Origin of the sequence: Streptomyces doebereineriae (assembly GCF_031845645.1) — a bacterium.
GTDB lineage: Bacteria > Actinomycetota > Actinomycetes > Streptomycetales > Streptomycetaceae > Streptomyces > Streptomyces canus.
Genome location: NZ_JAVREZ010000011.1, coordinates 283,375 through 295,850, shown reverse-complemented (window position 1 = coordinate 295,850; position 12,476 = coordinate 283,375). Strand labels below are relative to the sequence as shown.

General features: G+C 71.3%; 12 protein-coding genes. All 12 read left to right on the top strand.

Annotated features, from left to right (window positions below; translation table 11 throughout):
- The first annotated feature begins 51 nt into the window (after window positions 1–51).
- Window positions 52–1,833, top strand: a complete 1,782-nt coding sequence (locus RNB18_RS30105; RefSeq protein WP_311717264.1) for an enoyl-CoA hydratase-related protein — start codon at window positions 52–54, stop codon at window positions 1,831–1,833.
- A gap of 61 nt (window positions 1,834–1,894) precedes the next feature.
- Window positions 1,895–2,983 (top strand): NADH-quinone oxidoreductase subunit B family protein, encoded by a 1,089-nt coding sequence (locus tag RNB18_RS30100; RefSeq protein ID WP_311717263.1) that lies wholly within the window; start codon window positions 1,895–1,897, stop codon window positions 2,981–2,983.
- A gap of 81 nt (window positions 2,984–3,064) precedes the next feature.
- Window positions 3,065–4,849, top strand: a complete 1,785-nt coding sequence (locus RNB18_RS30095) for a nickel-dependent hydrogenase large subunit (protein ID WP_057610712.1) — start codon at window positions 3,065–3,067, stop codon at window positions 4,847–4,849.
- Window positions 4,846–5,364, top strand: a complete 519-nt coding sequence (locus RNB18_RS30090) for a hypothetical protein (protein ID WP_311717262.1) — start codon at window positions 4,846–4,848, stop codon at window positions 5,362–5,364. The genes RNB18_RS30095 and RNB18_RS30090 overlap by 4 nt, the downstream gene beginning before the upstream one ends.
- Complete coding sequence (locus RNB18_RS30085; RefSeq protein WP_311717261.1) at window positions 5,361–6,002, top strand: DUF5947 family protein; 642 nt, start codon at window positions 5,361–5,363, stop codon at window positions 6,000–6,002. The genes RNB18_RS30090 and RNB18_RS30085 overlap by 4 nt, the downstream gene beginning before the upstream one ends.
- Window positions 5,999–6,682, top strand: coding sequence for a DUF6084 family protein (locus RNB18_RS30080; protein ID WP_311717260.1), 684 nt, complete (start codon window positions 5,999–6,001; stop codon window positions 6,680–6,682). Before RNB18_RS30085 ends, RNB18_RS30080 begins: the two co-directional genes overlap by 4 nt.
- Window positions 6,679–8,106 carry a hypothetical protein gene (locus RNB18_RS30075; protein WP_311717259.1) on the top strand — a complete coding sequence of 476 codons (1,428 nt, stop codon included), beginning with the start codon at window positions 6,679–6,681 and terminating at the stop codon, window positions 8,104–8,106. Before RNB18_RS30080 ends, RNB18_RS30075 begins: the two co-directional genes overlap by 4 nt.
- Window positions 8,103–8,648 carry a hydrogenase maturation protease gene (locus RNB18_RS30070; RefSeq protein ID WP_311717258.1) on the top strand — a complete coding sequence of 182 codons (546 nt, stop codon included), beginning with the start codon at window positions 8,103–8,105 and terminating at the stop codon, window positions 8,646–8,648. The genes RNB18_RS30075 and RNB18_RS30070 overlap by 4 nt, the downstream gene beginning before the upstream one ends.
- Before the next feature lie 11 nt (window positions 8,649–8,659).
- Window positions 8,660–8,764, top strand: coding sequence for a DUF6893 family small protein (locus tag RNB18_RS53805; protein WP_394817694.1), 105 nt, complete (start codon window positions 8,660–8,662; stop codon window positions 8,762–8,764).
- Between the two features lie 145 nt (window positions 8,765–8,909).
- Window positions 8,910–9,308, top strand: coding sequence for a hydrogenase maturation nickel metallochaperone HypA/HybF (locus RNB18_RS30065; RefSeq protein ID WP_311717257.1), 399 nt, complete (start codon window positions 8,910–8,912; stop codon window positions 9,306–9,308).
- A 3-nt stretch (window positions 9,309–9,311) separates the two neighbouring features.
- Window positions 9,312–10,067 (top strand): hydrogenase nickel incorporation protein HypB, encoded by a 756-nt coding sequence (gene hypB, locus RNB18_RS30060; RefSeq protein WP_311717256.1) that lies wholly within the window; start codon window positions 9,312–9,314, stop codon window positions 10,065–10,067.
- On the top strand, window positions 10,064–12,451 hold the full coding sequence (hypF, locus tag RNB18_RS30055) for a carbamoyltransferase HypF (RefSeq protein ID WP_311717255.1): 2,388 nt from the start codon (window positions 10,064–10,066) through the stop codon (window positions 12,449–12,451). The genes hypB and hypF overlap by 4 nt, the downstream gene beginning before the upstream one ends.
- Window positions 12,452–12,476: the final 25 nt, after the last annotated feature.

The following is a 12,476-nucleotide window of genomic DNA, read 5'->3' as shown; positions in this document are numbered from 1 at the left end:
TCGCGTTCGGCGGCCATCCCTGCCTGCCGTTCGTCCGTCCCGGAGGCAGCCGTGAACATCCTGCTCCTAGCCAGTGCGTTCAACAGCCTCACCCAGCGTGTCCACGCCGAGCTGCGCGACCGTGGCCACACCGTGGCGGTGGAACTCGCCCTGCCCGACAGCCCGTTGCCCGAAACCGTGCGGCGCCATGCACCGCAGCTCGTCGTGGCGCCGATGCTGAAGACGGCGATTCCCGAGGAAGTATGGACAGCGCACACCTGCCTCGTCGTCCATCCGGGGCCCGTGGGTGACCGCGGCCCCTCCTCCCTGGACTGGGCGATTCACGAGGGCGTCGACCAGTGGGGCGTCACCGTCCTGCAGGCCGACGGGGAGATGGATGCCGGTGACGTGTGGGCCTGTGTACCGTGCCGGGTCCCTCCGGTTCCCAAGAGCGAGCTGTACCGGGGCGAGATCGCCGACGCCGCGCTCGAGGCCGTCCTGCTGGCGGTGGAGCGCTTCGCCGGGGGCACCTACGTACCGCGCGAGCAGGACGTGGCGCGCACGGCCGACGCCCGTCTGCGCCCTCGCCCCTACCTCGACCAGAGCGTCCGGCGGATCGACTGGGCCGAGGACTCCACGCACGACGTCCTGCGCAAGCTGAGAGCGGCGGACTCGCAGCCCGGCGTGCTCGACGTCCTGCTCGGCCGTGAGTGGTTCCTGCATGGCGGTCACCCCGAGACCGAGTTGCGCGGCCGCCCGGGCGAGCTGCTGGCCACCAGGGCGGGGGCGGTGTGCCGGGCCACCAAGGACGGCGCCGTGTGGATCCCCGAGCTGCGGCCCCGGCGCCTGCCCGGCCAGCCGCCCACGTACAAGCTGCCTGCCGTGCGGGCACTGGGCGACCGGCTGCCGCCCCTGCCCGATCACGCCCTGCCCCTGCTGCCCGAGGTGCGGCACGGCACCTGGACGGACATCCGCTACCGGGAGGACGGGAACGTCGGGTTCCTCTCGTTCTCCTTCCCCGGCGGCGCCATGAGCACGGAGCAGTGCCGACGTCTGCTGGACGCCTACCGGGAAGCGTGCGAGCGGCCCACGTCCGTACTGGTATTGGGCGGCGAACGGGACTTCTTCTCCAACGGGATCCACCTGGGCGTCATCGAGGCCGCGGACGACCCCGCTGCCGAGTCCTGGGCGAACATCAACGCCATCGACGATCTGGTCGAGGCGGTCCTGACGACGACGGACCGGCTGGTGGTCGCGGCGGTCGCGGGCAATGCCGCGGCGGGCGGGGTGATGCTCGCCCTGGCGGCCGACGAGGTGTGGTGCCGCTCGGGCGCCGTACTGAACCCTCACTACCGCCTGATGGGCCTGTACGGCTCGGAGTACTGGACGCACACCCTGCCCCGCAAGGTGGGTCCCGCGACGGCCGACCGGCTCATGCGTGAGGCTCTGCCGGTGAGCTCGGCGGGCGCACTGCGCCTCGGGCTCGTCGACCGGGTGGTCGACTGCTCTCCTGAGGAGTTCGCGCGGGAGGTCGGCGGCCTGGCGGCCCGTCTGGCATCACTGCCGGCGACGGCGTCACGGATCACCGCGAAGAAGACGGAGCTGGACCGGCTGGAGAGCGTGACCCCGCTGGCCGGCTTCCGTGAGCAGGAGCTGGCCCGGATGCGCCGGACCTTCGATGACCCGGACGCCCCGTACCACTCGCTGCGTCGTTCCTTCGTCCACAAGGAGCGGCCGGCCTGCACCCCGCCGCACCTCGGTCCGGCCCGGGTTGCGCAAACCGGTCAGACCCCCTCCGCGGCGGATGTCACCGGAACGGCCCCCCATGGCGTCTCATCACGGCCGAACGGCTGATACGAAGAGAAGCGATGGTCGAAATCTGGGCCTTCATCCCTTACCTCCCCAGGAGGGTCCCATGACTGAGGCGACGCCGGACACGGTCGGCGCTGCGGACGCGAGCGGCGCGCCCGCCGACGAGACACCCACGATCCACATTCTCTGGATCAACGCGGGCCTGAGCTGCGACGGTGACTCGGTCGCGTTGACGGCGGCCATGCAGCCCAGCATCGAGGAGATCGTGCTCGGTGTGCTGCCAGGCCTTCCGAAGATCGCCGTCCACTGGCCGCTCATCGACTTCGAGTGCGGTCCGGTCGGCGGGTCGGACACGTTCATCGAGTGGTTCTTCAAGGGGGAGCGGGGCGAGATCGACCCGTTCGTCCTGGTCGTCGAGGGCTCCATCCCGAATGAGGCGATCAAGCCCGAGGGCTATTGGTGCGGCTTCGGCGACAACCCGGAGACCGGCCAGCCGATCACCACCAGCGAGTGGATCGACCGGCTCGCCCCGAAGGCACTGGCGGTCGTCGCCATCGGCACCTGCGCCACCTACGGCGGCATCCACGCCATGGCGGGCAACCCGACCGGCGCGATGGGCGTGCCGGACTACCTCGGCTGGGACTGGAAGTCCCACGCCGGCATCCCCATCGTGTGCGTCCCCGGCTGTCCGATCCAGCCCGACAACTTCTCCGAGACGCTCACCTACCTGCTCTACCAGGCGGCCGGCGCCGCCCCGATGATCCCGCTGGACGACAAACTGCGCCCCACCTGGCTGTTCGGGGCCACCGTGCACGAGGGCTGCGACCGTGCGGGCTACTACGAGCAGGGCCAGTTCGCCCTGTCGTACGACTCGCCGACGTGCCTGGTCAAGCTCGGCTGCTGGGGCCCGGTCGTCAAGTGCAACGTCCCCAAGCGCGGCTGGATGAACGGGATCGGCGGCTGCCCCAACGTCGGCGGCATCTGCATCGCCTGCACCATGCCCGGCTTCCCCGACAAGTTCATGCCGTTCATGGACGAGCCCCCCGGCGCCAAGGTGTCGAGCAACGCCAGCGGCGCGTACGGCGCCGTGGTCCGCAAGCTGCGGTCGATCACGGCCAAGACGGTGGACAAGGAGCCCAAGTGGCGCAGCACCGGAGACAAGATCACCACCGGATACCGACCCCCGTGGTGAGTATCCGCCGCAAGTAATCCGCTCCCCGCTTCGTGCACCCCCCACACGAACCTCCCGCGCAACGAAGGGCACGGCACACAGATGGCACCGACGACGAAGGCGGCCGGCGACGGCAGCGGCCTGGTGGAGATGGCCTGGGACCCGATCACCCGGATCGTGGGCAGCCTGGGCATCCACACGAAGATCGACTTCAAGCAGAAGCGGGTCGCGGAGTGCTACAGCACGTCGTCGGTCTTCCGCGGTTACAGCGTCTTCATGCGCGGCAAGGACCCCCGCGACGCCCACTTCATCACCAGCCGCATCTGCGGCATCTGCGGCGACAACCACGCCACCTGCTCGGTGTACGCGCAGAACATGGCGTACGGCGTGAAGCCCCCGCACCTCGGCGAGTGGATCATCAACCTCGGCGAGTCCGCGGAGTACATGTTCGACCACAACATCTTCCAGGAGAACCTGGTCGGGGTCGACTACTGCGAGAAGATGGTCAAGGAGACCAACCCCGGCGTCCTCGAACTCGCCGAGCGCACCGAGGCCCCGCACGCCGCGGAGCACGGCTACCGCACGATCGCCGACATCATGCGCTCGCTCAACCCCCTCGAGGGCGAGTTCTACCGCGAGGCCCTCCAGGTCAGCCGCTACACGCGCGAGATGTTCTGCCTGATGGAGGGCCGCCATGTGCACCCCTCCACGCTCTACCCGGGCGGCGTCGGCACCATCGCCTCCGTGCAGCTCTTCACGGACTACCTCAGCCGGCTGATGCGCTACGTGGAGTTCATGAAGCGCGTCGTGCCCCTCCACGACGACCTGTTCGACTTCTTCTACGAGGCGCTGCCCGGGTACGAGGAAGTGGGCCGCCGACGTGTCCTGCTCGGCTGCTGGGGCGCGCTCAACGACCCCGAGTACTGCGACTTCACCTACGCCAACATGACCGACTGGGGCCGGCGCATGTTCGTCACGCCCGGCATCATCGTCGACGGCAAGCTCGTCACCAACGACCTCACCGAGATCAACCTCGGCATCCGCATCCTGCTGGGCAGCTCCTACTACGAGGACTGGCAGGGCCAGGAGCAGTTCGTCACCCATGACCCGCTCGGCAACCCGGTGGACCCGCGCCACCCGTGGAACCAGCACACCATCCCCACCCCGCAGAAGCGGAACTTCGACGACAAGTACAGCTGGGTCATGTCCCCGCGCTGGTTCGACGGCAAGGACCACCTCGCCCTGGACACCGGTGGCGGCCCCATCGCGCGCCTGTGGTCGACCGCCCTGTCCGGTCTCGTCGACATCGGGTACGTCAAGGCCACCGGCCAGAGCGTGGTCATCAACCTGCCCCGCACCATGACCAAGCCGGAGACCACCTTCGAGTGGAAGATCCCGAAGTGGTCCAACGCGCTGGAGCGCAACCGCGCCCGCACGTACTTCCAGGCGTACTCCGCCGCCGTCGCCCTGCACTTCGCGGAGAAGGGACTGGCGGAGGTCCGCGCCGGACGCACCCAGACCTGGGAGAAGTTCGAGGTACCGGACGAGAGCATCGGCGTCGGCTTCACCGAGGCGGTCCGCGGTGTCCTCTCCCACCACATGGTGATCCGGGACGGCAAGATCGCCAACTACCACCCGTACCCGCCGACCCCCTGGAACGCCAGCGTCCGGGACACCTACGGCACGCCCGGCCCGTACGAGGACGCCGTGCAGAACACGCCCATCTTCGAGGAGAACACCCCGGAGAACTTCAAGGGCATCGACATCATGCGCGCCGTCCGCAGCTTCGACCCCTGTCTGCCCTGTGGCGTCCACATGTACGTCGGGGGCGGCAAGACGGTGAAGTCGATGCACGTGCCCACCGGACTGAGCGGACTGGGCGGATGAGCGCGGTCAGCTCCGCGGAGCAGACCGGGCGCCGTGTCGAGGAGGTCCTCGACAGGCTGGCCGAGAGCGGCGACACGGCCGCCGCCACGGCCGCGGAGGAACTCGTCCGCTCTCTCATGGACTTCTACGGTGCCGGCCTCGCCCGCATCCTCCACCTGCTGTCCGGCGCTCCAGGCGAAGCAGCGGCACGCCTCCTGGACGACGACCTGGTCGCGAGCCTGCTCGTCCTGCACGACCTGCACCCCGAGGACCGCGACACCCGCATCGCCCGCGCCCTCGACGGGATCCGGGAGCACACCCTGGAGGTGGTCGGCTTCGACGACGAGAGCGGCACCCTGACGCTGCGGGCCCGGGAGGCCGACGGCTGCGGTTGTGGCTCAGGCACCGGTGCCCGGGAGGCCGCGGAGGCAGCGCTCGCCTGCTTCGCGCCGGAGGTAAGGGCGGTCGACGTACAGACCGCTCCCGCGGGGCCGACGCTCCTCCAGATCGGCACGGCACCGACGGGGGCCCGATGACGGCGTCCCCGGCGACGCGCACGCCCGGCCTGCGGAGGTTCCTCACCGAGAGGCTTCCGCAGCCCGAACGGTGTGAGCTGTGCGCCGTGGCCGTGGAGGCGGGCCACCGTCATCTCGTCGACACCGAGAAACGCGCCCTCGTCTGCGCCTGCGCCCCGTGCGCACTGCTGATGGAGCAGCCGGGCGCCGCCGCGGGCCGCTTCCGTACGGTCCCGGCCCGCTACCTCACCGACCCCGGACACCGTCTCGACGAGAGCGCGTGGGAGGCGCTGCAGATCCCGGTCGGCGTCGCCTTCCTCTTCCGCAACGCGGCGCTCGACCGGCTGGTCGCCCTCTACCCGAGCCCGGCCGGAGCCACCGAGAGCGAACTCGAACCGGCCACGTGGACGGATGTCCTCGGTGGCAGCCGCCTCGCCGAACTGCTCGAACCCGACGTGGAGGCGCTGCTGCTGCGCCGCACCGACGGCCGCTTCGAGTGCCACCTCGTACCGATCGACATCTGCTACGAACTCGTCGGCCGTATGCGCCTGTTGTGGCAGGGCTTCGACGGCGGAGCCGAGGCCCGCGCCGCGCTGGACGCGTTCTTCGCGGACGTCGCGCGACGCGTCCGGCCCCTGGGCGAGGTGGGTCACCCGTGACCGAGTTCTCCTTCGCCTGCACCGGCGTCCGTGCCGACCGGTACGCCGCCGGACCCACCCTCGTCTTCCGGCTTCGTGTCACCGCCGCCGACAACGCGCGCGTGCACGCCCTCGCGTTGCGCTGCCAGATCCGCATCGAACCCGCCCGCCGGGGTTACGCGCCCGCCGAGGCCGACGGCCTCGCGGACCTCTTCGGCGAGCGCTCACGCTGGGGCAGCACGCTCCAGCCGGTGCAGTTCGCCCAGGTCTCGGTCATGGTCCCGAGCTTCACCGGAGAGATCGAGACCGACCTCGTCGTGCCCTGCACCTACGACTTGGAGATCGCCGCCACCCGCTACCTCACCGCCCTCACCGACGGCGAGGTCCCTCTGCTGATGCTCTTCTCCGGTACGGCGTTCACCGGAACCGGCGGCTTCCAGGTGGAGCCCGTCCCGTGGGACCGCGAGGCGACCTTCCGGATGCCCGTCACCGCCTGGCGGGAGATGGTCGAGCAGCACTTCCCCGGCTGCGGCTGGATCCGGCTGCCCCGCGAGACCATGGACGCCCTCCTCGCCTACCGCTCCCGGCACGCCCTGCCCTCCTGGGAGGCGACCCTCGCGGCGCTGCTGGAGGGTGCCGACCCGCCCGCGCCCGACCCGCTGCGCGCCCTCACCGCCACCACCGGAAGGACCGATCCGTGACCGTGACCGCGTTCGCCCCCGAGACCGAGGAGCGCTTCGTTCTCGCCCGGCAGGTGGCCGACGCCGTCCTCTTCGAGGGCTATGTGCTCTACCCGTACCGCGCCTCGGCGGCCAAGAACCGGCTGCGCTGGCAGTTCGGTGTGCTCGTGCCGCCCGGCTGGGGCACCGAGTGCGAGGAGCACGACTTCCAGCACACCGAATGCCTGATGGAACCGAAGGCGGGGGCGACCCTCGCGGTCGAGGTGCGCTTCCTGCACGCCCGACGGCGCACGGTGCAGCGGGTCCGTCCGGACGGCGGCTTCGACACGGTGCCCGAACTCCGCCTCGAGGACCGGGTGTTGGTGCCCTGGGACGAGGGAAGCGAGGAGCGCGTCGAGGTGGTCGCGCCGGTGGACGAGCTCCTCGGCGAGGGCGTCACCCATCCCTTCCGGCTTCCCGCCCGCGAGGACACCGAGCCGGTCGTGGACGAGGCCGGCCGCGCCGTCGGCCGACTGGTCCGGCGCTGCGAGGAGATCAGCGGGGCCGTACGGCTCTCCGCCCGCGAACTCGACGGCCCCTACCGGACCATGCGGCTGACCGCCGTCGTCGAGAACACCAGCGACTGGACACCGCCCGAGGGCCGCGGCTCGGACCGGGAGGCGGCGCTGCCGCACTCCCTGGTGGCCACCCACCTGCTCATGGCCCTCAGCGCCGGATCGTTCCTGTCGATGACCGATCCCCCCGAGTGGGCGAAGGGCGCGGTCGCCGCCTGCCGCAACCTGCACACCTGGCCCGTACTCGCCGGCGAACCCGGCCGCGCCGACCTCGTGCTGTCCTCGCCGATCATCCTGCAGGACCATCCGGCCATCGCGCCGGAAAGTCCCGGCGCGCTCTACGACGCCACCGAGATCGACGAGATCCTCGCGCTGCGCACCGCGGCCCTCACCGACGAGGAGAAACGCGAGGCCCGGGGTACGGACGAGCGGGCGGCCGCCGTGATCGAGCTGGCGGACTCGATGCCGCCCGAGGTTCTGGAGCGTCTGCACGGGGCGGTGCGGAGCCTGCGCGAGGTGACCTGTCCCGGCCCCGGCGCCCCGGACGGCTTCCCCGACGAATTCGGGGTGACGCGACCGGACACCCCCTGGTGGGACCCCGCGAGCGAGGCGGGCTTCGACCCGGCGCAGGACCGGGTCGTCGTGGACGGCCGGTCGGTGGGCCAGGGCAGCCGCGTCGAGCTGCACCCGGGCCTGCGGCGCACCGACGCGCAGGACATCTTCCTGCGGGGCCGCACCGCGAAGGTCGAGGCGGTGCTGCACGACGTGGACGGAGGGGTGCACCTGGCGGTCACCGTGGAGGGCGACCCGGGCGCCGACGTCCGCCGCGAGCAGGGACGGTTCCTGTACTTCCAGCCCGACGAGGTCACACCGCTGGAGGACGACGTATGAACCTCCTCCCACAGCCAGGTCCAAGGACGCTCGTGGCGGGCATCGGCAACGTCTTCCTCGGAGACGACGGCTTCGGCGTGGAGACCGCACGCCGGCTCGCCGAGCACGACCTGCCCGGACACATCGAGGTCGTGGACATCGGAGTGCGCGGGGTGCACCTCGCCTATCAGCTGCTGGACGGCTACGACACCCTCGTCCTCGTGGACGCCACGGCACGCGGCGAAGCCCCCGGCACGCTGTACGTGATCGAGCACGACGTCGGCGGAGGAAGCCCTTCACCCGCCGCCCCCGCGCTGGACGGCCACCGGATGACCCCCGACACCGTCCTGGCACTGCTGGGCACCCTGTGCGCCGGGACCGGCGGCGAGCCACCACGCCGCGTCCTGGTCGTGGGATGCGAACCAGCCTCGGTGGACGAGGGCATCGGCCTCAGCCCGCCGGTGTCCGACGCCGTACCAAAGGCCGTCCGGCTGATCGAAAAGCTGCTGCGGGACGGCGAGCCGTCCGTGGCGCAGGCCTCAACCGCTGAGGCTCCGACATGAGGAGAGACGGGATGAAGAAGATCGTCATCGGCGGAGCGGCCGTCGCCGCCCTGGTCGCTGTCGTCGTCGAGGTACTTCCCGACCTGAGGCGCTACCTGCGCATCAGACGGATGTGAATCGTGGCCGCCGCCGCTGTGCCGCGCGGTTGCGTCGAACGGCGTACCCGCCGGCCGGCCACGGCGTGCCGGGCCGTGCGACCCGGCCGCGCGCGCCTCTAATGAAGGCCGACCGGAGGCAGCCGCGGACGGAAGGACGGAAACCATGCACGAGATGTCCGTCGCACTGGCCGTCGTCGAACAGGTGGAAGAGGCCGCCGCGCGGGCGGGTGACGTCACGGCGGTGCGATCGGTACGGCTCCAGGTGGGCGAACTGGCCGGCGTCGTACCCGATGCGCTCGCCTTCTCCTTCGAACTGGCCTGCGCCGGAACCCTGCTGGAAGGCGCCGAACTGATCACCGAGGCGGTACCGGGGCGGGCCTGCTGCCAACCCTGTGCGCTCGACTGGGCCGTCGGCATGCCACCCCGGCTGACCTGCCCCGAGTGCGGTAAGGCGTGTACCGACCTGCTCGCCGGCCGGGAACTGCAGATCCTCGACGTGTACTGGGAAGACGGCGGCCCCACACACACGCCCACCCGCGAACCGATCTCCGAGGAGCGCTGAACCATGTGTCGTGTCGTCGACCTGCGGCAGGCCGTACTCGCGAAGAACGACGCGAGCGCCCACGAACTGCGCACGAATCTTGCGGCTCGAGGCATCGCGGTCGTCAACCTGCTGTCCAGTCCGGGCAGCGGCAAGACGGCGCTGCTGGAGCGCGAACTGCTGCGGGCACGGGAGCGGGCCGTTCCCGTCGCGGCGCTGACCGCCGATCTGGCCACCGAGAACGACGCGGCCCGGCTGGCGCGTTCGGGGGTCCCCGTCAAGCAGGTACTCACCGACGGACTGTGCCATCTGGAGGCGGGCATGCTCGCCGGGCACCTGGACGGGTGGCTGCCCGACGACACCCGGCTGCTGTTCGTGGAGAACGTCGGCAACCTGGTCTGCCCGGCCTCCTACGACCTGGGGGAGACACTGAGAGTCACCCTCGCCTCCGTGACGGAGGGCGAGGACAAGCCGCTCAAGTACCCCACCGCCTTCGGCCTCGCCCACCTCGTGGTGGTCACCAAGACCGACATCGCGGAGGCCGTCGAGTTCGACGAGGCGGCCTTCCGCGCGAATGTGGAGCAGGTCAACCCCGGAGTCGAGGTGATCCTGACGTCGGCACGCCGGGGGCAGGGAGTAGGCGCGCTGCTCGACCGGGCGCTGGCCGCCGTGGACGGCACACCCGTCCACTCACCGGTCATGGCCCGGCAGCCTCATCACCACGGTCATACGCACGCGCACCCGGAGGCCACCGGCACCATGGCCCACACCCACTCGTGAGCGGTCCGCAGGCTCCGACCGCCCTCGCCGAGAGCGCGCCACGACGCCGCCGGGTCACCGTCCGGGGAGTGGTGCAGGGCGTGGGCTTCAGGCCCTACCTCTACGGCCTCGCCACCGAACTCGCCCTGGCCGGACACGTGACCAACACCCCGGAGGGCGTTGTCGCGGAGGTCGAGGGCAGCGCCTCGGCCGTGGCCCGGTTCTGCGACCTGATCGCCACCCAGGCGCCGCCGCTGGCCCACGTGGAGTCCGTCCACCACCGGGAGATGCCTCCCGTCGGCGGCTCCGCGTTCACCATCCTCACCTCGCGCACCGGCGGACCGCCCCGCACTCTGGTCTCCCCAGACTCCGCCACCTGTGCCGACTGCCTCACCGAGTTGGCCTCCCCGGCGGACCGGCGCCACCGGCACCCGTTCGTCAACTGCACCCACTGCGGCCCGCGCTTCACGATCGTCACCGGCGTGCCGTACGACCGGGCGAACACCACCATGGCCGGCTTCGCGATGTGCCCCGACTGCGCCCGGGAGTACGCGGATCCGGCCGACCGCCGCTTCCACGCGCAGCCGGTCGCCTGCCCGGCCTGCGGGCCCCGTCTGCGGCTGGTTCTCGCCCAGGAGGCACGGCTCGGGAACGTCGAGGGGGCGGACCCGGTCGCCGAGGCCCGCGCACTGCTGACGCGGGGCGCGATCCTCGCCGTGAAGGGCCTGGGCGGCTACCACCTGGCCTGCGATGCCTCGAACCAGAACGCGGTGGCCCTCCTGCGCCGGCGAAAGGCGCGCGGGGACAAGCCGTTCGCCGTCATGGCCAGGACCGCGGACGACGTCCGTCACCTCGTCCGGCTGAGTCCGGCGGAGCGGATCCTGCTCGAAGGCCGTGCCAGGCCGGTCGTCCTGCTCAGGCGGCGTCCGCATGCCGGCGGGGAGCCCCGGCCCGCCGAGGCCGTGGCACCCGGCAGTCCCGACCTCGGCGTGATGCTGCCGTACACGCCCGTGCACCATCTGCTGCTCGGCCTGCCCGGCGACCCGGACGGCCCCCGGCTGCTCGTCATGACCAGCGGCAACCTGTCCGGTGAGCCCATCGTCACCGACGACCACGAGGCGCTGGAGCGACTCGCGCACCTGGCCGACGCCTGGCTCACGCACGACCGGCCGATCCACGTCCCATGCGACGACTCCGTGGTCCGCGTCTGCGACGAGGAGCCACTGGTGATCCGCCGCTCGCGTGGCTACGCCCCGTTGCCGGTCTCCCTCCCGCTGCCCGTGCGGCCGGCCCTCGCCGTCGGCGGAGATCTGAAGAACGTCTTCTGTCTCGGGGCGGACCGGCAGGCCTGGTTGTCGGCGCACATCGGCGACATGGACGACGTAGGCACTCAGAGGGTCTTCGAGCGCGCGGTGGCGCAGTTGGAGTCCATTACCGGGGTGCGGCCCGAGGCCCTGGTCTCCGACCGGCATCCTGGTTACCGCTCCGCCCACTGGGCCGACCGGAACGCGGCGCACCGGCCCGTCGTGCGTGTCCAGCACCATCACGCGCACATCGCCGCCGCCATGGCCGAGCACGGACTGGACGGCACCCGGCCGGTGATCGGCGTCGCCTTCGACGGCACAGGCCACGGCGACGACGGCGCCGTATGGGGCGGGGAGTTCCTGCTCGCGGACTACGACCGCTACACCCGGTTCGGACATCTGGCGTATGTTCCACTGCCCGGTGGTGACGCCGCGGTGCGCCGGCCGTACCGCATGGCGCTGGCCCATCTGAGGGCGGCCGGGATCGACTGGTCCGACGACCTCGCCTGTACGACCGCCTGCCCGCCCGACGAACTCCACGTCTTGGAAAGACAGTTGGAGCGCGGCCTGAACTGTGTCCCCACATCCAGCATGGGCCGGCTCTTCGACGCCGTGTCCTCGCTCGCCGGGGTGTGCCACCGAGCCGGGTACGAGGCACAGGCCGCCGTCGAACTGGAGGGGGCGGCTCTGCACGCGCCGGCCGACGACACCACCGCGTACGCCTTCGCCCTGCACGCGTCGGAGGAGAACCGGGACGGCGCAGTACGGGCCGATCCGGCACCCGTACTCGCGGCGATCGTCGGCGACCTGCGCGCGGGCGTCGAGCCGGCCCTGGTCGCCGCGCGTTTCCACCGGGGCGTGACCGGCCTGGTGCACCGGATGTGCGCCCGGGCCCGAGAGCGGCACAGGCTGGACACGGTCGCCCTGACGGGAGGCGTGTTCGCCAACACGCTGCTCTCCTCGGCCTGTGCCGCCACCCTGCGCGAGGACGGCTTCACGGTCCTGCGGCACCACCTGGTGCCGCCCAACGACGGTGGCCTGGCGCTGGGCCAACTGATGGTGGCCGCCCGCGCCACTCCCAGACTCACTCCCACCGACTGAGCAAACGCGTGACCACAGCGAGGAG